At 75.6% G+C, this 20,573-nt stretch carries 15 protein-coding genes; 11 read left to right on the top strand and 4 right to left on the bottom strand.

The genetic code is table 11. From position 1 onward, the window contains the following. Window positions 1-174: 174 nt before the first annotated feature. Window positions 175-951, bottom strand: coding sequence for an endonuclease/exonuclease/phosphatase family protein (locus QNH85_RS16555; RefSeq protein ID WP_282948181.1), 777 nt, complete (start codon window positions 949-951; stop codon window positions 175-177). Window positions 952-1,008: 57 nt separating this feature from the next. Here QNH85_RS16555 and QNH85_RS16560 point away from each other — a divergent pair, with 57 nt between their 5' ends. Next, a complete protein-coding gene (locus tag QNH85_RS16560) occupies window positions 1,009-1,638 on the top strand; it encodes a nucleotidyltransferase family protein (RefSeq protein ID WP_282948183.1) in 630 nt (209 codons plus the stop codon). 123 nt (window positions 1,639-1,761) lie between these two features. On the opposite strand, the gene QNH85_RS16565 is transcribed toward QNH85_RS16560, so the two are convergent. Then, window positions 1,762-2,466 carry a DUF3800 domain-containing protein gene (locus tag QNH85_RS16565; protein WP_282948185.1) on the bottom strand — a complete coding sequence of 235 codons (705 nt, stop codon included), beginning with the start codon at window positions 2,464-2,466 and terminating at the stop codon, window positions 1,762-1,764. A gap of 189 nt (window positions 2,467-2,655) precedes the next feature. Here QNH85_RS16565 and QNH85_RS16570 point away from each other — a divergent pair, with 189 nt between their 5' ends. The 3 genes from QNH85_RS16570 to QNH85_RS16580 all read left to right on the top strand — a co-directional run bounded on the left by QNH85_RS16570 (window position 2,656) and on the right by QNH85_RS16580 (window position 5,576). Beyond that, the gene (locus QNH85_RS16570) at window positions 2,656-3,237 is read left to right on the top strand and encodes an RNA polymerase sigma factor (protein ID WP_428830427.1); all 582 of its coding nucleotides are present in this window, start codon (window positions 2,656-2,658) and stop codon (window positions 3,235-3,237) included. Between the two features lie 156 nt (window positions 3,238-3,393). Continuing rightward, complete coding sequence (locus QNH85_RS16575) at window positions 3,394-4,827, top strand: hypothetical protein (protein WP_282948186.1); 1,434 nt, start codon at window positions 3,394-3,396, stop codon at window positions 4,825-4,827. 128 nt (window positions 4,828-4,955) lie between these two features. After that, complete coding sequence (locus tag QNH85_RS16580) at window positions 4,956-5,576, top strand: hypothetical protein (RefSeq protein WP_282948187.1); 621 nt, start codon at window positions 4,956-4,958, stop codon at window positions 5,574-5,576. A gap of 111 nt (window positions 5,577-5,687) precedes the next feature. On the opposite strand, the gene QNH85_RS16585 is transcribed toward QNH85_RS16580, so the two are convergent. After that, entirely contained in the window at window positions 5,688-7,733 is a 2,046-nt protein-coding gene (locus QNH85_RS16585) for a beta-galactosidase (protein ID WP_282948188.1), read from the bottom strand. Between the two features lie 216 nt (window positions 7,734-7,949). Between QNH85_RS16585 and QNH85_RS16590 the strand changes: the two genes are divergently transcribed. The 5 genes from QNH85_RS16590 to QNH85_RS16610 all read left to right on the top strand — a co-directional run bounded on the left by QNH85_RS16590 (window position 7,950) and on the right by QNH85_RS16610 (window position 13,308). Next, on the top strand, window positions 7,950-9,266 hold the full coding sequence (locus tag QNH85_RS16590) for an ABC transporter substrate-binding protein (protein WP_282948190.1): 1,317 nt from the start codon (window positions 7,950-7,952) through the stop codon (window positions 9,264-9,266). A gap of 78 nt (window positions 9,267-9,344) precedes the next feature. Next, on the top strand, window positions 9,345-10,307 hold the full coding sequence (locus QNH85_RS16595) for a carbohydrate ABC transporter permease (RefSeq protein WP_428830428.1): 963 nt from the start codon (window positions 9,345-9,347) through the stop codon (window positions 10,305-10,307). A 3-nt stretch (window positions 10,308-10,310) separates the two neighbouring features. Then, window positions 10,311-11,213 (top strand): carbohydrate ABC transporter permease, encoded by a 903-nt coding sequence (locus tag QNH85_RS16600; protein ID WP_282948191.1) that lies wholly within the window; start codon window positions 10,311-10,313, stop codon window positions 11,211-11,213. 22 nt (window positions 11,214-11,235) lie between these two features. After that, window positions 11,236-12,246 (top strand): LacI family DNA-binding transcriptional regulator, encoded by a 1,011-nt coding sequence (locus tag QNH85_RS16605; RefSeq protein WP_282948192.1) that lies wholly within the window; start codon window positions 11,236-11,238, stop codon window positions 12,244-12,246. Window positions 12,247-12,291: 45 nt separating this feature from the next. Next, entirely contained in the window at window positions 12,292-13,308 is a 1,017-nt protein-coding gene (locus QNH85_RS16610; protein ID WP_282948194.1) for a 5'-3' exonuclease, read from the top strand. Between the two features lie 294 nt (window positions 13,309-13,602). On the opposite strand, the gene QNH85_RS16615 is transcribed toward QNH85_RS16610, so the two are convergent. Then, the gene (locus QNH85_RS16615; RefSeq protein ID WP_282948195.1) at window positions 13,603-17,910 is read right to left on the bottom strand and encodes a S8 family serine peptidase; all 4,308 of its coding nucleotides are present in this window, start codon (window positions 17,908-17,910) and stop codon (window positions 13,603-13,605) included. An 817-nt stretch (window positions 17,911-18,727) separates the two neighbouring features. Here QNH85_RS16615 and QNH85_RS16620 point away from each other — a divergent pair. Beyond that, window positions 18,728-19,936: a M15 family metallopeptidase gene (locus QNH85_RS16620; protein ID WP_282948197.1), complete on the top strand. Its 1,209-nt coding sequence runs from the start codon at window positions 18,728-18,730 to the stop codon at window positions 19,934-19,936. An 88-nt stretch (window positions 19,937-20,024) separates the two neighbouring features. Next, window positions 20,025-20,462 carry an OsmC family protein gene (locus QNH85_RS16625; protein ID WP_282948199.1) on the top strand — a complete coding sequence of 146 codons (438 nt, stop codon included), beginning with the start codon at window positions 20,025-20,027 and terminating at the stop codon, window positions 20,460-20,462. Window positions 20,463-20,573: the final 111 nt, after the last annotated feature.

Raw genomic sequence — 20,573 nt, forward strand, 5'->3', positions numbered from 1 at the left:
CCCGGCGCCGACGGCCGTCAGCGGCCGCGGGATGGCGCTCGTGGAGGCGCTGTCGCGCACCTGGGGCGTCGACGTCCACGGCGAGGCGGGCAAGACCGTGTGGTTCCTCGTGGACCCCGAGGCGGACTGACCCCCGGCCCTCCGCTCCCGCGGTCCCCCGGGGACGTGCCGCCGTCAGCGCCGGGCTGACCCCACCGACAGCTCGACGACGAGCGCGCGGTGGTCCGACATCCCAGTGTCGACGGCGATCGGCTCGCTCGTCGGGGTGACCGGCCCGTCGAGCAGCACGTGGTCGATCTGCCGGTCGGGGACCTCCACCGGGAACGTGTTGACCTGACCGACCGAGCGCCAGCCGGACACCCGCTGCGGCGTGGTGCCCTCGAGGTTGAGGTCGCCGGTCACCGCGAGCGGCCGCGGCAGGGCGTGGCAGGCCCGCACCAGGTGCCGCAGCTGCACGACGTTCCAGCCGGTGATGAACGTCAGGTGCGTGGCGACCACGGTGATCGGCCCATCGGGGGTCTCGACGACCGCCGCGAGCGCGGCCCGCTGCTCGTCCTGCACGAGGGAGGGCCGCCGGTTGCCGCGGTGGACCATCGGCACCCGCCGGCGCAGCGTCGGCAGCGCCATCACGCGCCAGGCGGACACCGGGTACCGGCTGAGCAGCGCGATCCCGTAGGCGGCGATCGTGGGCTGGTCCTCTCCGGTCGCGGCCGTCCACGTCCCGGGGTGCCCGTGCAGCGTGGCGACGAACCGGTGGTGGTCGGCGCCCATCGCCTCGGCCGCCACCGCCGTGAGGTCGGCCTGGTGGGACCGTGGCTGGTCCCGGTCGACCTCCTGCAGCGCGAGGACGTCGGCGTCCAGCCCGCTGACGGCCCCGGCGAACCGGTCCAGGTCCACCTTGCCGTCGCTCAGACCACGCCCGTGCAGGATGTTGAAGCTCGCGAGTCGCACCCCGCGATTCTTGCGGTCGTCCTGCGGACGCGCTCGTCGTCGTGTACACAACTCGGCATGAGCCACGATGCAGCGACCGCCGGCGGAGCCGGAGCCGGGGTGCAGGCCGGCGCCGCCGACGAGCCCGATCCCCGCACCGCGCTGCAGGACGGCCTGCGCAAGGTGGCCGTCGCGCTGGAGGACGCGGGCATCCCGTTCGCGCTGGTCGGGGGGTACGCGGCGTGGGCGCGCGGGGCGCCGGAGCCCAGCCACGACGCGGACTTCGCCGTGACGGAGGAGGACGTGCCGCGCGCGCAGGAGGCCATCGCCGCGGCCGGCCTCGACGTGCACGAGCCCGCGGAGAACTGGCTGTTCAAGGCGTTCCACCACGGCGCGCTCGTGGACGTCCTGTTCCGGATGGTCGGGGAGCCGATCACCCGCGAGATGCTCGAGCGCAGCGACACGATGGAGGTCCTCGCCGTCCGGATGCCGGTGCTCGACGCGACGGACATCATCTCGGCGAAGATGCGCGTGCTCGGGGAGCACTACTGCGACTTCACCCGGATGATCGCCATGGTGCGGGCCCTGCGCGAGCAGGTCGACTGGCACCGCGTGCGCGCCGAGACGGCCGAGACGCCCTACGGGCGGGCGTTCCTGCTGCTGGTGCACGAGCTCGGCATCTCCCCGGTGGGCCCGGAGCCGCGCTGACGAGAGTCTCCGACAGCCGTGACACCCAGGCCCGCAACCCGCTAGTGTCGTACGAGCAGGACGCCGGAAGGCCTCCCGCACCGCCGAAGACCCCGCCCCGAGCGGGGTCTTTGTGCGTCCGGCTCAGGGGCGCCACACGTGCTCCGCTGCGATGGCGTCCTCCACCGCGGCCCACGCCAGGTCGCTCGCGGCGCGAGCGCGATGGTCGGACTCCTCGACCACGTGGCGTCGACGCCAGAGGTAGGTGACCAGATCCGACGCCTGGAGCAGGCGACTGTGCTGGGACGGCCCGAAGTGCAGCGTGTCGAGGAGGGTCGGGAGCCGGCTGGACCGGTATCCCGGTGTGCCCACGCGTCGGTACGAACGAAAGTTGGAACGGTGTCGTTCCTGGGTGTGCACCTCGTCGGCCGTCACGACGACGCGCTTCCCTCGGGAGGCGGCCTCGCGGTCGACGCTCTCCAGAAGGTGCCCGAGCACGACGTCGTGGGGCGGAAGCGGATCCACGTACCGGCGACGCTGCGCGACCACGTCCATGCCCCGCAGCGCGATGCGCGCCCCGGACGTGCCGATGACGCGCATCGCACGCTGGTACACGTTGACTCGCTGGCGGACCGGCATCGACGCCCACGCTCCCTTGCCGTGGAAGACCTCGTAGCCGTGCAGCTCCGCCGCGTCGGACAGGCCGACCCCCGGCACCGACGACCACTCCGCCACCAGGTCGTCGAGCCCGTTCTCGATCGCGGCAGCCGCAGCAGCGGTGACGATGACGGCTCCGAGGGCGAAGAACGCATCGGTCTCGTACGACTCGTCGACGAAGGCCAGCAGCACGCGTCGACCGTATCGACGTCCTCGGGTACTCCCGTGACCGGTGCGCGCAGGCGCCCAACGCTGAGTGGTGCACGCTCCGGCCACCGGACCGATGCAGACCTCCTCACCGGTGCAAGACGCGGCCCGGTCGCGACACAGTAGGGGCACCGGGGGCCGTGCGTGGCCTGCGGACCGACCCGAGGGGACCGCGTGCAGGACCAGCAGCCGGGGCCGACCGCCGCCGAGCACGTCATCGACCCCCCGACCGACCCCGCGACCCGCCCCGCGACCGCGCCCGGCACCGGTCCCGACGCCGGAGGCCGGGACGCCGCGTGGTTCGAGGAGCTGTTCCGCCGGCACGCCGTGGCGGTGCACCGCTACCTGCTGCGCCGCGGGGCGGGCGACGACGCGGAGGACCTCGCGGCCGACGTCCTCACGATCGCGTGGCGCCGGCGGGGCGAGCTGCCCGACGGCATGGAGCTCGCGTGGCTGTACCGGACGGCCGGCTTCGTGCTGGCGAACCACCGCCGCAAGGGCCGGCCGGTGCCGGTGGCGGAGGTCCCGGACGAGCCGGACCCCACGGACCCCGGGATGCAGGCGGTCCGCGACGAGCGGGTGCGTGAGGTGCTCGGGCGGCTGAGCGCGCGCGACCGGCAGGTCCTGCTGCTGACCGCGTGGGAGGGCGTCACGGGCGACGACCTCGCGCTGGTGCTGGGGGTGTCCCGGGGCGGGGCGGACGCGGCGCTGTCGCGGGCGCGGGCGCGGCTGCGCGACGCCTGGGACGCCGACTGACCCACGGGCCCACCCGCGGGCCGATCCACGCGCCGATCCACGCGCCGATCCACGCGCCGACCCACGCCCGGCGTGCAAGGGACGGGCGGGCGGCGACACAGACGGGGTGGACGCGACCGCCGGGACCGGCGGCCGCACGGACCTGGAGGAGACCCCGTGGACGAGCCCCGAGCACAGCAGCCCGACCCGGCGCCGGGCGACGACGAGGCGTTCGCGCGGCTGCGCGCCGCCGACCCCGCGGCGGGTGCCGGGCTCGACACCGCGGCGCTGCGCGCGGAGGTCGCCCGCAGGTCCGGTGCCGAGCCGGCCGGCGACGTCGCGCCCGTGACCACGCTGGCGTCGCGCCGTCGCGCCCGGTGGCTGCAGGTGGCGGCCGTGGGCGTGGGAGCCGCCCTGGTGGCGGGCGCCGGCGGGTACGCGGCCGGCGCCCGGGGCGGCGGCGAGGCGGCCGCGGCGCCGATCATGCTGGGCCAGGCCGCCGCGGAGCAGCAGCTCGCGGGCGCGGCGGACAAGCTGGCGGCGGGCTCGACGGCCACCGACATGCGGATCGCGCCGGGGTTCGGCGCGCGGGCGGTGTTCTCCGCGTCCGGCCTGGCGGACGACGCGAGCGCCGCGCACGCCTGGGCGCTCGACGCCGCGGCGGTGTTCTCCGCCGAGACCGCCGCCCGGGTGGCGTCCGCGTTGGGGGTGACCGGTGACCCGTCGCAGCAGTACGGCGCCTGGACCGTCGGCCCGCAGGACGGCACCGCACCGAACGTGACGCTGCAGCCCGACGGCGCGGCGAGCATCAGCTACTACGACCCGACGCGCGACCCCTGGGCCTGCGCGGCGTCCGCGACCGACCAGCCGGACGCGGGTGCGTCCGACGGTGCGGGGACGACCGAGGGCTCCGCCGCTGCCGAGCTGGCACCGACGATCGACCCGGAGCTCGTCGACCCGGCGCTCCCGGTCGTGCCCGGCCCGACGTGCGACCCGGCGCTCGGCGACGCCCCGACGGGGGACGCGGCGGTCGCGGCGACCCGCGACCTGCTCGCGACCCTCGGGGTGGACCCCGCCGCGTTCGAGTACGAGGAGGGCGACTCCGGCACGACCGCGGCGGCGACCGTCACGGCGTACCAGGTCGTCGACGCCCAGCGCACGGGCCTGGCGTGGAACGTGACGCTCGTCGACGGCGGCGTCCAGTCGCTGTACGGCTCGCTCGCGCCGCTCGTCGACCTGGGGGAGTACCCGGTGGTCGGGGCCGCGACCGCGGTCGAGCGCCTGAACGACCCCCGGTTCGGCACCGGGTACGGCGGCGTCATGCCGCTGGCCCGCGCCGAGGCCGCCGACGCGGCCGGGGCAGCCGAGGCCGCGACCACCGACGAGGTGCCGTCCGGCGACCCGACCGTCCCCGCCACGGCGCAGCCCGGGTCGCCGATCTCGTGGCCGGTGCAGCAGGTGACGATCACCGGCGCCCGGCTCGGGCTCGCGATGGTCACGCAGGCGGACGGGGCGGCGCTGCTGGTGCCGGCCTACGAGCTCACCGACGCCGACGGCTCCGCGTGGAGCGTCGTCGCGGTGGACGAGGGGTCGCTCGACCTCGCCGGGTGACCGGCGACGCGTCCGGCGCCGGAGGGGGCGCCGGACGCACGGGGGCGGGGTGCCGGTCGGAGGGCCGGGACCCCGCCCCGGGCGCGCCTGGGGTTGCCGACACCGGCGCCGGGGGCCACGGTCGTGCCATGGGCCGACGACGAGACCGCCGCACCGACCGCACGCGCTCGCTCCCGGAGCCCCGCTGGGCGCCCGGGGACCCCACGGTCGCGCTCCCGGCGCCGGGTCGTGCGCCGGGTCGCGCGCCCGCGCACGGCCGGACCGCCGCCGCCGTCCGCGCGTCCACGCCCGCCCACGCCCGCTCCGTCGCGCCGCGCGGCAGCCGGGTCGGGCTCGGCGTGCGCAGCGCGCTGCTCGGCGTCGCGGCCGGCAGCCGGGCGTCGCTGGCGCTCGCGGGCCCGGCGCTCGCCGACCCGGCCCGCGGGCGGGTGACCCGCGGGCTCACCCGGTTCGGCGTGCTCGTCGAGCTCACGAACGACAAGCTGCCCACCACCCCGAGCCGCCTCGTGCCGCCCGGCCCCCAGAGCCGCGCGGTCGCCGCCGCGCTCGGGGGTGCGGCGCTCGCCCGGCAGCGCGGGCGCTCGGTGCTGCTCCCGGCCGCGACCGCCGCGCTGTTCTCCACCGTCGGGACGTTCGGCGGCGCCGCCTGGCGCACGTGGGCGGCCCAGCGGGGCCCGGACTGGCGCGGGGCGCTCGCGGAGGACGTCGTCGCGGTCACGCTCGCGACGCTGGCCTCCCGCACCCGCTGACCGCCTGACCAGCCGTCCCGCCCGCCGGGTGGAACGTCCGAGCGGACACGCCCGCGGCGTGTCCGCCCGAACCATCCACCCCGGGGTGCTGGAGGCGGCGTCGCGCGGCCGTCAGCCCGCCGCGACCTCGATCACCCGGACCCCGCCGCCGGGGACCTTCGCGGTGCCGCCGAACGACTCGCCCGTCAGCAGGTCGACGCCGGTGGCAGGCAGCTCGGCCTCCTCGGCGCCGTGGTTGACGGCGACCAGGAAGTCCGACGTGGCTCCGTGGCGGCGGACCACCTCGAGCTCCGCCGGCAGCCCCGACGGTGCGAGCCCGGCGTCGGCGTACACGGCCCCCATCAGCGGGGCGAGGGCGTCGGCGTCGAAGCACGTCGAGACGTACCAGCCCGTGCCGGAGCCGTGCGCGTGCCGGGTGACGGCGGCGCCCCCGGGCAGCGGCCCGTCAGCGTAGGTGCCGACCACCTCGGCGCCGTCGAGCACGAGGTCCTCGGTCCAGACCGTCGCCGTGGTCCCGCCGGTCGCCGCGAGCGCGCCCGTCCAGGTGACCTCGACCGACTCGCCGGCGCGCAGCGGGGCGTGCTCCTCGACGGCCACCCCGAGCGCGGTGCGCAGGTGTGCCCCGTACCCGCCCGCGGGCACCGCGTCCCGCTCGTCGACGACGCCGGAGAAGCACGAGACCAGCAGCGTGCCGCCGCCGGCGACGTACTGCTCGAGGTTCGCCCCGGCCGCCGCGGTCAGCAGGTACGACGCCGGCGCGACGACGAGGCGGTAGCCGGTCAGGTCGTCCTCCGAGTGCGCGAGGTCGACCGTGAGGCCGTCCTGCCACAGCCGCTCGTAGGAGGCCCGCACGCGGTCGCGGTGCCGGAGGTCCACCGAGGGCCGCCACTCCAGGTCCTGCGCCCAGAACGACTCCCAGTCCCACAGCAGCGCCACGTCGGCCCGCACCCGGGAGCCCCGCACCGGCGCCAGCTGCCGCAGGTCGGCGCCCAGCGCGCACACCTCCCGGAACACCCGGGAGCCCGTGCCGGCGTGGGGGAGCATCGCCGAGTGGAACTTCTCCGCGCCGGAGCGCGAGGCGCGCCACTGGAAGAACAGGATGCCGTCGGCGCCGCGCCCGAGGTGGGTGAGCGAGTTCCGCGCCATCTCGCCGGGGCGCTTCGCGAGGTTGCGGGGCTGCCAGTTCACGGCCGAGGTCGAGTGCTCCATCAGCAGCCACGGCTTGCCGCGGGCGACGGACCGGGTGAGGTCGGCGGCGAGCGCCAGGCCGACGTGGCTGCGCGGGTCCTCGGCGGTGAGGTAGTGGTCGTTCGAGACGACGTCGACCTCGGCAGCCCACTTCCACAGGTCCACGGACGGGCACTCGGCGGCCATGAAGTTGGTCGTCACCGGCACGGCGGAGTGCGCGCGGATGGCGTCGCGCTCGGCGACGAAGCACTGGCGCAGCGCGTGGTCCGTGAACCGGGCGAAGTCGAGCCGCTGCGCGGGGTTGGTCACCGACGGGGTGAGGCGCGGGACGTCGACGTGCTCCCAGCGGCCGTACCGCTGGCCCCAGAACGCGGTGCCCCACGCGGCGTTCAGCGCGTCGAGGGAGCCGTACCGCTCCTGCAGCCACGCCCGGAACGCCGCGGCGGAGGTCTCCGAGTAGTCCTCCGAGACCGGCGCCCCGTACTCGTTGTGCACGTGCCAGAGGGCGACGGCCGGGTGCGAGCCGTAGCGGCGGGCGAGCTCCGTGGTGATCCGGACGGCCGCGGCGCGGTACTCCGGGGAGGACGGGTTGGCCATGCCGCGCGAGCCGAAGCCGAGCACCGTGCCGGAGCGGTCGACGACGCGGGTGTGCGGGTAGGTCGCGAAGAACCAGGCGGGCGGCGAGGCCGTCGGCGTGCCGAGGTCGACCCGGATCCCGTGGGAGTGCAGCAGCTCGATGACCCGGTCCAGCCAGCCGAAGTCGAAGACGCCCTCCTCCGGCTCGAGCAGCGCCCACGAGAAGATGCCGATGCTGACGAGGTTGACCCCGGCCTCCTGCATGAGCCGCACGTCCTCGTGCCAGACCTCCTCCGGCCACTGCTCGGGGTTGTAGTCCCCGCCGTAGGCGATGCCGTCGAGCCCGAGCACCCACGGGGAGTCGGCGTGGGCGGGCGTGGGCTGGGGGGTCATGGTTCTCCTCGAACGACTGCGACTGACTGAGCACGGTCCCAGCCACGACGCCGAGACTACGAGTACATAACAGGAGCCGTCCCCGTGTTGACAAGCCCTGCACGGCTCATCGTACTGTGACCGTGCACAGTTCGAAGTGCACAGGCACAGCGCGGTGATCGCCCGCGGTGTGACGCCCGCCGCGAGGACGCGGCGGGTCCTTGACGAGGAGGACCAATGCGCCTGCACACAGCGATGAAGACCGCGGCCGTGCTCGCCGCGACCGCGATGCTCGCGGCCGGATGCGGCAGCGGCTCCGACGACGGCGGGTCGGCGTCCGCCGACGGGCCCGTCGAGCTCACGTTCTGGACGTGGGCGCCCGGCATGGACGAGACCGTCGCGGAGTGGAACGCCGCGAACCCCGACATCCAGGTCACGGTGAACAAGCAGGACGGCGGCGACCCGGCCGTCACCAAGCTCCTGACCGCGATCAAGGCGGGCTCCGGCGCCCCCGACCTCATGCAGACCGAGTACCAGAAGATCCCCACGCTGGTCGCGGCGGACGCCCTGGCGGACCTGTCGGGGGTCATCTCCGACGACCTCGCGGACCACTACGCGGAGGGCACCTGGGAGTCGGTGACCCTCGGCTCCGACGCCGTGTACGGCGTGCCCCAGGACTCCGGGCCGATGCAGTTCTACTACCGGGCGGACATCTTCGAGCAGCTCGGCCTGCAGGTCCCGACCACCTGGGACGAGTACGCCGCCGTCGCCGCGCAGCTGCACGCCGCCGACCCCGGCAAGTACCTCGGCACCTTCTCCGCGAACGACGCGGGCTGGTTCACGGGCCTCGCGCAGCAGGCCGGCGCGTCCTGGTGGGGCATCGACGGCGACTCCTGGAGCGTCGACATCGACTCCGACGCCACCGAGAAGGTCGCCTCCTACTGGGGCGGCCTGGTCGAGCAGGGCGTGATCGACAACAAGCCGATGTACACCCCGGAGTGGAACGCGGCCCTCAACGACGGCTCGCAGGTCGGCTGGCTGTCGGCGATCTGGGCGCCCGGCGTCCTCGAGGGCAACGCCCCCGACACGGCGGGCAAGTGGGCCATGGCGCCCATGCCGCAGTGGGAGGCCGGCGACACCGCGACGGGCAACTGGGGCGGCTCGGCCACCTCGGTGACGTCCCAGTCGGAGCACCCGGAGGAGGCCGCGCAGTTCATCGAGTGGATGAACGGCAGCCAGGAGGGCGTCGACGCCCTGGTGGAGTACGGCAGCCTCTACCCGGCCGACCTGGACGCCCAGGCCGGTGCCCTGTCCGAGCCCCCCGCCTTCTTCTCCGGCCAGGCCGACTTCTACGACATCGCCGCCGAGACGGCGAAGGGCGTGCGGCCGTTCACCTACGGCCCGAACGTCAACGTCGCCTACTCCGCCTACAACGACGAGTTCGGCAAGGCCACCGAGGCCCGGTCCGCGTCGGCGTTCGTGGACGCGGTCGAGGCCATGCAGGCGGCGACCGTCGACGACCTGAAGAGCTCCGGGTTCTCGGTCTCCGAGTGACCCCGCGGCGGGGGCGCCCCCCCGGCGCCCCCCCCCGCCGCCCCGCCACTGCCGCCCGCCCGCGGGAAGGATCCCCTCGTGACCACCACCGAGCCGCGCGCCGCCGCAGCGCCTGCCGCGCAGGCCCCGCGCCGTCCGCGATCCCGTCGCCGAGCCGCGCCGTACGTGTACCTCGCCCCCGCGATGGTGCTGTTCGTGCTGTTCCTCGCGCTGCCCATCGGGTACGCGGTCTACCTCAGCCTGCGGACCGTCAAGGTCAGCGGCCTCGGCCTGGGCGCCGGCGCGCGCCAGGAGGTCTGGGCCGGCTTCTCCAACTACTCGCGCGCCCTCGCCGACCCCGAGTTCCTCGCGTCGGTCGGCCGGGTCGGGCTCTACGGCCTCGTGCTCGTGCCGACCATGCTGGGGCTCGCCCTGCTGTTCGCGCTCCTGCTCGACGCCCGGCGCACCGGCGCGAAGGGGTTCTCGCGGGTCTCGATCTTCCTGCCCTACGCCGTGCCCGCGGTGATCGCCTCGCTGCTGTGGGGCTTCCTGTACCTGCCGCGGGTCAGCCCCTTCGCCTACGTCGCGGACGCGCTCGGCCTGCCGGTCGCGGACGTGCTGTCGTCGAACCTGATCCTGTTCGCCATCGCCAACATCGGCCTGTGGGGCGGCGTCGGCTTCAACATGATCGTCATCTACACGGCCCTCAAGGCGATCCCGACCGACCTGTACGAGGCCGCGCGGCTCGACGGCGCGACCGAGCGGGGCATCGCCTGGCGGATCAAGGTGCCGATCGTCCTGCCGTCGCTGATCCTCACGTTCCTGTTCTCGATGATCGCGACGCTGCAGGTGTTCGCCGAGCCGACCACCCTGCGCCCGCTGACCAACACCATCTCCACCACGTGGAGCCCGCTGATGAAGGTGTACCGCGACGCCTTCACCCGCGACGACATCTACTCCGCCGCCGCGACGTCCGTCGTGATCGCGCTGGCGACCTTCGTGCTCTCGTTCGGCTTCCTGCGCCTCGTGCAGCGCCGGGCCTTCGCCCAGGAGAACGGCTGACCCATGGCGACCCTGTCCCCGTCCCGCCCCGCCGTCGCCCGTCGCGGCCCGTCGGCCGCCGCCGTCCGGCAGCCCCGGCAGCGGCCCGCGTTCTGGCCGACGCTGATCCTGCTGCTCGGCGCCGTCTACTGCCTGTTCCCCGTCCTGTGGGTGCTGATCGCCTCGACCAAGAGCGCCGGCGAGCTGTTCTCCACGTTCACGCTCGCGCCGTCCACGCACCTGTGGGAGAACGTCACCGAGCTGTCCGCGTACCGCGGCGGGCTGTTCTGGCGCTGGATGGCGAACACCGCGCTGTACGCCGGCGTCGGTGGCCTGCTGTCCGTGCTCGTGTCGGCGATGGCCGGGTACGGGCTCGCGAAGTTCCAGTTCGCCGGCAAGAAGGCGATCTTCAACGTCATCCTCGCGGGCGTGCTGGTGCCCGGCGTCGTGCTGGCCATCCCGCAGTACCTGCTGCTCGCGCAGGTCGGGCTGACCAACACCTACTGGTCGGTGCTGCTGCCGAGCATCATCAGCCCGTACGGCATCTACCTCGCCCGCATCTACGCGGCGGCGTCCGTCCCTGACGACGTGCTGGAGGCGGCCCGGACCGACGGCGCCCCGGAGTGGCGGGTGTTCACGTCGATCTCCGTGCCGATGATGGTCCCCGGCCTGGTGACGGTGTTCCTGTTCCAGTTCGTCGCGATCTGGAACAACTTCATGCTCCCGTACATCATGCTCGGCGACGACCGGCTGTTCCCGCTCACCGTCGGCCTGTCGGGGCTGCTGAACCAGGGGGCGTCGCAGCCGGCGATGTACACCTCGGTGATCACCGGCGCGCTGCTGTCGATCATCCCGCTCACGGCCCTGTTCCTCACGCTGCAGCGCTACTGGCAGGTCGACCTCGCCGCGGGCGCCGTGAAGGCCTGACGTGCCCGTAAAGTCTGTCGGCGTGGAGCCCACCGCGCGCCGACGCCCGACCATCCGCGACGTCGCGGCGGCGGCCGGGGTCTCGCGCGGCACCGTCTCCCGGGTGCTCAACGGCGGCCACTGGGTCTCGCCCGAGGCGCTCGCGGCCGTCCAGGAGGCCATCCGGTCGACGGGGTACTCGGCGAACCAGCACGCGCGCAGCCTCGTCACCGGCCGGGCGAACTCCGTCGCCTTCCTGCTGACCGAGCCGCAGCACCTGCTGTTCGAGGACCCGACGTTCTCGATCCTGCTCCGCGCCGCGGCCGAGGCGCTGGCCGCGCGGGAGATGCCGCTGCTGCTCATGGTCGCCGGCACCCCGCAGGAGCGGCGACGCATCACCGAGTACGTCGCCGCGGGCCACGTGGACGGGGTGCTGCTGATCTCGTCCCACCGCGGCAACCCCGTGGTGGGGGACCTGCTGCGCCAGGGCGTCCCGACGATCGCCTGCGGCGAGCCGCTCGGGTACGAGGACCGCATCGGCTGGGTCGCGGCCGACGACCACGGCGGCGCCCGCCGCATGACGTCGCACCTGCTGTCGCGGGGCCGCACCCGCGTGGCCACGATCACCGGGCCGATGGACACCCCCGGCGGGCTGCGCCGCCTCGCCGGGTACCGGGACGCGCTCGGCGACGCCTACGACGACGCGCTGGTCGCGCACGGCGACTACTCCCGGGCGTCCGGCCAGGCCGCGATGCGTGAGCTTCTCGACCGCCGGCCCGACCTCGACGCGGTGTTCGTCGCGTCCGACCTCATGGCGGCCGGGGCGCTCGTCGCGCTCCGGGAGGCGGGGCGGTCCGTCCCGGGCGACGTGGCCGTCGGGGGGTTCGACGACTCCGGCCTCGCCGCGACGCTCGAGCCCCCGCTGACCACCATGCGCCAGCCGTTCGAGCGCATCGCCGCCGAGATGGTGCGGCTGCTGCTGGAGGTCGTCGAGGGCGCGGAGCCCGCCCGCATCACCCTCCCGACGTCCCTCGTGGAGCGCGACTCCGCCTGACGCGGTGCTCCCGCGCGGGGTACCCGGTCGCGTAGGTTCGCCCTCATGGCCGCCGACCGTCACGCGCTGATGCTCCTCGACTCCGCCTCGCTGTACTTCCGCGCCTACTACGGGGTCCCGGACTCGGTGAAGGCGCCGGACGGCACGCCGGTGAACGCCGTGCGGGGGCTGCTCGACATGATCGCCCGGCTGGTCACCGACCACCGCCCGGACCGCCTCGTGGCGTGCTGGGACGAGGACTGGCGCCCGGCGTTCCGGGTCGCGGCGATCCCGTCGTACAAGGCGCACCGGGTGGTCGGCGGGGCGGACGCGGCCGCGGCTGCGGCTGCCGGGTCCGGCGGCACGGTCGCGGTCGAGGAGGTCCCGGACACCCTCGCGCCGCAGGTGCCGGTGATCGCCGAGGTGCTGGCCGCGCTGGGCATCGCGCGCGCCGGGGCGGCGGGGTACGAGGCCGACGACGTGATCGGCACGCTGACCGCCCGCGAGGTGGCGCGCCCGGCGGGGGAGCGGTCGCCGGTGCTGGTCGTCACGGGGGACCGGGACCTGTTCCAGCTCGTCGACGACGAGGCGCCCGTGCGGGTGCTCTACACGATCCGCGGCATCAAGGACATCGAGGTCGTCGACGCCGCGCGGCTGCGGGAGAAGTACGCCGTGGCGTCCGGGCCGGCGTACGCCGACATGGCGGTGCTCCGCGGGGACCCGAGCGACGGGCTGCCCGGCGTCCCCGGCATCGGGGAGAAGACCGCGGCGTCGATGCTCGCGCGGTACGGCGACCTGCCGGCGCTGCTCGCGGCGCGCGACTCCGGCGACCCCGGGCTCACGGCCACCCAGCGGCGTCGCCTGCTCGACGCGGACGCGTACCTGGCCGTCGCGCCCGCGGTGGTCCGCGTCGCGCCGGACGCCCCCGTCGAGCTCGCGGACGTGCCCGGTGCGCCCGCAGACCCGCAGGCGTTCGACCTCCCGCGGGAGCCCGCGGACCCGGAGGCGCTGGTCGACCTCACCGCCCGCTGGGGCCTGGAGTCCAGCGTCCGCCGCCTGCTGACGGCCCTCGCGAACCGCTGACCGGCCCGTCGGCCTCGCCCGCGGCCACCGCTGCGCCCGCTGCCCGCTGCCCGCTGCCTTCCGCTCACGACTGCGCCCGCTGGCCGGGACTGCGCCTCCTGCAGCGGGCGCAGTCTCTGCTACCGGGCGCAGTCTCTGCCAACGGGCGCAGTCTGCGGGGGGCTCCGCGCGCGGCGCCGCGCCCCCGGGCACACGAAAGGGGGTCACCGCCCCCGGTGACCCCCTGCCGCACGTCCCGGCGGTCGGCCCCTCCCGGGCCGGCCGCCGGGCCGCTGCGGCCGGAGGGGGCCTGGATCACCCCGGTCCCTCCGGCCGCCCTCCGCGGTGGTGCGGGCGGTGCGGCGGGCCCCCCCCGAGCCCGCCGCACCCCGCCTTCGCGGGGGCGTCCCCCTCAGCGCACCCCCAGCACCCCCAGCGCGAGGGGCGGGGGGTAGCCGCCGTGCCGCCGTCGCCGGTGTACAGCGCGGTGACGGTGGTGGTGCGGTTGACCGCCGGCAGCGTGACCGTCGCGGCGCCGTCGGTCAGCGGGACCGTGGCGACGGGGCGGATGCCCACGAGCACGGTGACCTTCCCGCCGGCGACGGGCCCGCCCTCGACCCCGGAGACGGTGACGGTCACGGGCGGCGTGGCGCCCTTCGCGACCGTCCACGACGGGGTGTCGAGCGCGATCGTCGGCACCGTGGCCAGCACGCGGTAGGCCCGCTGGCTCTTCGAGCCGTCGACGTCGGCGCTGCCGGTGTACACCGCGGTCAGCGTGTGGGACCCGGACTTCAGGTCCCGCGGCAGGGCGATCGTGACGGTCGCGTCGTTCCCCGTGCCGGCCACGAGCTCGCCGGTCCCCAGGACGGTGTCGCGCTCGCGGATCTCCACGGTGCCGGTGGGGACGGCGCCCTGACCGGTGACGGTGACGGTGGCGCTGACCTCGGACCCGTACCGCCCGGAGTTCTGCGACAGCGTGACCTTCGTGGTCGAGCCGGCCCTGCGGACGTCGACGGAGACGGCCTCCGACGTGGAGCCGGCCCACGCCGTGCTGTCCGGCGTGAACACCGCGGTGAGGCTGTGCGCCCCGCCGCCGAGCCGGACCGTGGCGGTGGCCGTGCCGCCGGCCACCGGCGCGGTGGCGATCTCCGTCTCGCCGTCCCGGAAGGACACGGTGCCCGTGGCCTCCGCGGGTGCGACGGTCGCGGTCAGCGTGACGTCCTGGCCGACCCGGGGCGACCCGGAGACGGCGAGGGTGGTGGTGGTCGGCGTGGCCGCCGGGACGGCGACGTCGAGCACCTGGGCCCGGGTCGTCGGGTCGGCGTTGTGGCTGTGCAGCACCAGCAGCTGGCCGGGGGTGACGGCCGAGGTGGTCGACCGGTGCACGGTGAGCTCCGTGGCGTCGGAGCCGACGTACCAGAGCGCGTCGGTGACCCCGGCGTCGAACCAGTACGGCGGGTCGAACGGGTCGACGGTGAACGGCTCCACCGCGTCGAGCTGCCCCGAGGGGTCGGCGGCGTAGTCGGAGTACGTCCACACCGTGGCCGTCGGCGTGGCACCCGGGGCGAGCCCGAGCGCCGCGATGCTGACCGGCGCGACGAGCACGGAGTTGTCGAACACCGTGGTGTCGACGTCCCCGAACGCCCCGTTGACGCCCTGGACGTCCAGGACCTCGCCGGAGTCGTAGTCGAACGTCGCGGCGACCGTCACGTCGGCCGCCTCGCTCAGCTTCTGCACGACCGTCTCGACGTCCGGCGTGCCGTCGGCGTCGACGTCCCAGTCGATGACCGGCAGCACGGCCTGGCCGAGCGTGGCCCAGTCGCCGTCCACCGCGATCCCCACGCCGAGGTACCCGTCGGCGGGGTCGCCGCCCGCGGCGGTGTGCTGCGGTGCGGTGGAGGTCCAGCCGACCCAGCGCAGGTCGCCCGACGCGACGGCCGACTCCGAGGTGATGAAGCCGGGCACGTCCTCGAGCTTCGGGCTGGTGGCGGCGAGGTTCAGCGGCGCGACCAGGGAGGTCCAGCCGCCGGAGTCGACGCCCCGGCCCGACAGGGTGAGCGGCGCGGTGGTGGCACCCGCGTCGGCGAAGGACACGGGGTCCGCGGTGAGCTCGCTGACCAGCCGGGGAGCGGCCTGCACCGGGACGCGCAGCTCCTGCTCGCCCGAGGTCAGCACGAGCCGCCCGGACAGCGCCGCCACGTACTCGCGCGGCACGCCGCCCTGGGACGTCGCCGAGGTCGGGTCGATCTCCCGCTCGAGCGTGGCCGGGTCGGCCGTGAGGGTCAGGGCGACGAGCTCCTGCTGACCCGCGGGCACCGTGAGCGTGGCGGGCGAGGTGGTGATGGTCGCGCCGCCGGTGGTCGTCGCCGCGACGAACGCGGTGTCGAAGGTGGCCGCCTCCGTGCCGGTGTTCTGCACCGTGACGGTCTTGCGCAGCTCGACCCTCTCGTCGGCGACGTCCACGACGCCGAAGGTCACGGACACCTGGTCCGGGTCCTCCGAGCCGTACGCGAGCACCGTGTCGGCGACCGCCGCCCGGGCGTCGACCCGGCCGGAGCCGACCCGCTGCGGGCCGTACGTCGTGCCCGTCTGGTTCGCGCCGGTCCACACGTCGTGCGTCGCGGTGTTCATCACTGCCGCCTTCACCTGGGCCGGCGTCCAGCCGGGCTGGGTGGCGCGCACGAGGGCGGCGATGCCGGCGACGTGCGGGGAAGCCATGGACGTGCCCGACAGCGACTGCGCGGCGTTCCCGGATCCGGAGGCGGCCGAGAAGATCAGCGTGCCGGGAGCGGCGACGTCCGGCTTGATGATGCCGAGCGAGCCGTGCGCCCCGCGGGACGAGCCCGGGTTGAGGGCGTCGCCGACCTCGTCCGCGGTGACCGCGGCGGCGAGCGACGGGCCGATGTGCGCGGTGACGCCGCCCGCCTGGATCGCCGGCAGCAGCGCGTCGGTGGAGGAGGCGGTGAGCTGCGCGCCGGGGATCGTGGCGTTGCCCGAGATGCCGGCGGCGAACACCGTCGACTCCGTGCCGATCAGCACGCCGGCCGCTCCCGCGGCCTCGGCCGCGTTGAACCGGGCGACGCTGCCGCACGCGCGGGTCGCGTCGTCGTCGTCCCACCACAGGTAGACGATGTTCCCGGCGATCTGGTCGGCGTACGGCGTCAGCGGCGTGCAGCCGTCCACGTCGTCGCCCAAGTACACGACCGGGGCGGTGACGTCCGCGCCGCCGGCGTAGGCGATGGAGTTCTGGGCCGACCAGGTCCGGACGAGCGCCGGGTCCGGGGCCTGCGTGACCTCGACGCCGTCGTAGGTCTGCGGGCTGCCGACGGAGTTCGCGACCGTCAGGCCGGACGCCGCGGAGCCGGGGGAGCCGCCGACGTCGGTGATGTCAGCCGAGTTGCCCGCGGACAGCACCGCGAGGGTGCCGAGGTCGGACAGGCGGTCGATCAGCAGGTTGTCCGGGTCGTCGGACGGGGTGGCGGAGGCGCCGAGCGACAGGTTCACGACGTCGAGGTGGTCGCCGAAGTCGCCGTCGCCGTCCGGGTCCGCCGCCCAGTCCAGGGCGAGGCCCGTCAGGTCGGTCGAGCCGCCGATGTCGCCGAAGACCTTGAGGGCGTACAGGCCCGCCTCGGGAGCGGCGCCGGGCCCGACCTGCCAGTCCGACAGATCCGTCAGCGAGGCGTAGTCCCCGGTGAACGTGGTGCCGTCGGCCTGCACGCCGTAGCCCGCTGCCGAGCCGGCGACGTGCGTGCCGTGGCCGGAGTTGTCGGACGTGTAGACCGAGTCGATCGGGTTCGTGTCCTCGGTCGGCGTCAGCGTCGCGCCGGGGAGCTCCGAGGCGGGGTCCGCGTCGTACAGCGGGCCGGCGAAGTCGTGCCCGCCGAGGAACTTGGCGGGGTCGTACAGGCCCTCGGGGACCGGCTGCGTGCCGTCCTCGCCGTAGGCGGCGGCGTAGGCCTCGAGCGTGCCGGGACCCCCGAAGTCTGCGTGGGTGTAGTCCAGGCCGGTGTCGATGATGCCGATGCGGATGCCGTCGCCGGTCTCACCGGTGTCCTGCCACACCTGCAGCGCCCGCGTGAAGGCGTCGGTGGAGGAGTTGTCGGCGGTCTTGGTCGTGACGCGGTACACGGCGACGACGTCGTCCGAGCCCGCGAGCGCCCGCACCTGGGCGGCGTCGCCCGTGACGAGGGCGCCGGACACGAGGTTCGACAGGGTGGCGATGCGCTGGGGCTCGACGGCGGCGGCGCGCGCGGCGGGGTCGGCCTCGGCGGGGACGACGGCCTCGGCGACCTGCTCGACCTGCGCGGTCGCCTCCTGCACGGCGGCGGCGTCGCCCCCGTCCTCGGCGACGTCGAGGCCGGACGGGGTGTCGAGCTGCACGAAGGCGGTGACCGTGCCGTCCGCCTCGGCGAGCCCGGAGCTGACCTTGTCCTCGGTGCCCGCCAGCACGTCGTCCGACGCGACGGGGTCGCCGGCACCGGTGGCGAGCCCGCTGGGCGACAGGGGCGCCGGCGGGGACGCGGCACCCGGGCCGCCGGCGGTGGCGACACCCCCGGCCCCGATGGTGGTGGTGGCGGCGAGCGCCAGGACGGTCAACGAGGCACGGAGCGAGCGACGCGTCATGCGGGGATCCGATCTAGGGCGAGGGCCAGACGTCACCGCGTCGTGACAGAGGGTCACGGTGGTGGTGACAGGAGGCACACGCTACAAACTTCTGGGCGATTCGTCACGGTTTCCCCACACATTGGTCGCTCAGCGCGCGCACAGCCGTCGCTAGGATGGGTGACCTGGGCCACATCGCGCGTGCTCACGGCCTCGGTCGGCACCTGGGCGCCCTGAGGACCACGGCTGTGCGGATCTCGTGAAGATCGCGCGGCCCCATCGTCACGGGATCTTCGCGTCCCTGTCGCGTCACCCTTGAACGGCCCCGCGGTCCGTTGCCTAACCTCGTGCCCCGTGAGTGACCGCATGCCCGCCCCGCGGAGCGCCTCCCGGGGACGGCATGCCGCCCCGCGCGGCGCATCCGAGCCGGCCTTCGCGACGACACCCACGCCCCCTGCACGGGAGGCGGGCGTCGGCGCGCCCGCCGGTCGGCCCGACGCCGCCACCGTCGCCCCCGCGACGGCCGAGCCCGCGTCGACCGCGACGACCCCGACCGAAGGTGCAGCTACCCGCCCCGTGACGTCCTCGCCCTCCACCCCCACCCCCGCGCTCCCCGACACCACCTCCGCGCTCCCCGGCACCCGCAGGCCCGACGCCGGCACCGCCGCGACGGCGCGTGCCCACGGCCGCCGCGCCGCCGGCCCCGCCGACGAGCGCCCCGCGGACGCCCCGCGCCGGTCCGCCCCCGCGGGCCGCCGCGCCGCCGCCCCCGGCGGCCGTCGCGTGGCGGGAGCCCGCCGACCGGCGCGGCTCCCACCGCGCCGAGGGGCGCCCCTCCGTGCGCACCCCCGCCCGCGGCGTCCCGGTCCCCGCGACCCTGGCGACCGCGGACGCCCCGGTGAACCGTGCCGAGCGCCGGCGGCGGCGCGCCCCGCGCCGGTCCGCGACCCGCGTGGCGCAGGGCGCCGTCGCGGTCGGCCTCGCGTTCGGCGTGGGCGGCTTCGCGATCGCCCCGGCCGCCGTCGAGCGGGCCGCGGCCGGAGCCGCGCGCGCCGCCACCACGGGCCCGACGCAGGACGCGTCCGTCACCGAGCCGGCCGCGACCCTCGAGCCGGAGGTCGTCGAGGAGCGCCAGGCGGCCGTCGTCCTGGCGAGCACCACCGCGCAGCAGGCCGACACCGCGAAGGCCGACGCCGTGGCCTCCGCCGTGCCGACCGACGCCGTCGCCGCGCTCAGCACCGCGGTCGCCGAGCTCGACACGCTCATCGCCGCGACGCAGTCCGAGCAGCCCGCGCTCCGGGCGCTGCAGCCGGCGGACCCGCCCGCGCCGGTGCTGTCCGGTGACGTGCTGGCCCAGGCCGTCGAGGTCGCCGGCGCCGCGGGTCAGGCCGACGCCGCCGCGTCCGCGGGAGCGGTGACGACGTCGGACGACGCCGCGGCGCCCGAGCCGACCGCCGAGGTCTCCGAGCCCGCCGTCGCCGCGGAGGACCCCGAGGACCCGGCCGCCGCGCGCCTCACCGCCGCGGTCGAGCGGGTCGCGACGCTGACCGCCGAGCTGCAGGTCGTCACGCAGCAGACGCAGGAGGCCGCGGCCGCAGCGGCCGCCGCCGCGGAGGCCGCCCGCAAGGAGGCCCAGCGCACGTCGCTCGACAGCTACGACAACGGGCAGATCCCCGCGTCGGCGCTGTGCGACCTCGGGTTCGCCCCGGGTCAGCAGCTGCGCTGCGACGCGGCCGAGGGCCTCGAGCGGCTCAACACCGCCTTCACCGCCCAGTTCGGCACCAACCTCGTGATCACCGACTCCTACCGGTCGTACGGCCAGCAGGTGGCGTGCCGCCGCCAGAAGGGCAGCCTGTGCGCGACGCCGGGCACGTCCAACCACGGCAACGGCACGGCGATCGACCTCGGCGGCAACGCCTACTCGTTCGGCACGGAGCAGCACGACTGGATGCTGGCGCACGCCGAGGAGTACGGCTGGACGCTGCCGGACTGGGCGCGCGCGTCCGGGTCGAAGCCGGAGCCGTGGCACTGGGAGTTCGTGGGCTGAGGCGCGTGCGCGGGTGCCCGGCGCGACCTACGGTGGGTCGCGCGGGCGGCCGGCCGGTCGCCCTCCCGTACCCGTGAGGAGCCCCGACATGCCCACACGCACCGCACGCACCGCCTGGAACGGCACCCTCAACGAGGGCGGCGGCCAGGTGGAGCTCAGCAGCTCGAAGGTCGGCACCTACGACGTGTCGTTCCCGAAGCGCGCGGCCGAGGACGCCGGCGGCACCACCAGCCCCGAGGAGCTGATCGCCGCCGCCCACTCGTCCTGCTTCGCGATGCAGCTCTCGGCGCTGATCGGTGAGGCGGGCGGCACCCCGGAGTCGCTCGAGGTCACGGCGGACGTCACCCTCGGCCCGGACCCCGCCGGGGGCTTCCGGATCACCGGCATCGCCCTGAAGGTGCGCGGCGAGGTGTCCGGCCTGGACGAGGCGGGGTTCCTGCAGGCCGCGCATGACGCGAAGGCGACCTGCCCGGTGAGCAAGGCGCTCACCGGCACCGAGATCACGCTGGACGCCGCGCTCGACTGAGCGACGCCGTCGACGACGCCCCCGCGGACCCGGTCCGGCGGGGGCGTCGTCGTCCCCGGGGACGTCGCGCCCGCCCCGCCCGGGTGCTGGACGTCCCGGCCGACCCGCGCC

It is taken from the genome of Cellulomonas endometrii, from assembly GCF_949769265.1.
Taxonomy (GTDB): domain Bacteria; phylum Actinomycetota; class Actinomycetes; order Actinomycetales; family Cellulomonadaceae; genus Cellulomonas; species Cellulomonas endometrii.

What these genes read in the sequence shown, in the direction of transcription:
- QNH85_RS16590 (WP_282948190.1), top strand. Translation starts at nt 7,950, where the DNA reads ATGCGCCTGCACACAGCGATGAAGACCGCGGCCGTGCTCGCCGCGACC.
- QNH85_RS16615 (WP_282948195.1), bottom strand. Translation starts at nt 17,910, where the DNA reads ATGACGCGTCGCTCGCTCCGTGCCTCGTTGACCGTCCTGGCGCTCGCC.
- QNH85_RS16610 (WP_282948194.1), top strand. Translation starts at nt 12,292, where the DNA reads ATGGCCGCCGACCGTCACGCGCTGATGCTCCTCGACTCCGCCTCGCTG.
- QNH85_RS16580 (WP_282948187.1), top strand. Translation starts at nt 4,956, where the DNA reads ATGGGCCGACGACGAGACCGCCGCACCGACCGCACGCGCTCGCTCCCG.
- QNH85_RS16625 (WP_282948199.1), top strand. Translation starts at nt 20,025, where the DNA reads ATGCCCACACGCACCGCACGCACCGCCTGGAACGGCACCCTCAACGAG.
- QNH85_RS16585 (WP_282948188.1), bottom strand. Translation starts at nt 7,733, where the DNA reads ATGACCCCCCAGCCCACGCCCGCCCACGCCGACTCCCCGTGGGTGCTC.
- QNH85_RS16560 (WP_282948183.1), top strand. Translation starts at nt 1,009, where the DNA reads ATGAGCCACGATGCAGCGACCGCCGGCGGAGCCGGAGCCGGGGTGCAG.
- QNH85_RS16600 (WP_282948191.1), top strand. Translation starts at nt 10,311, where the DNA reads ATGGCGACCCTGTCCCCGTCCCGCCCCGCCGTCGCCCGTCGCGGCCCG.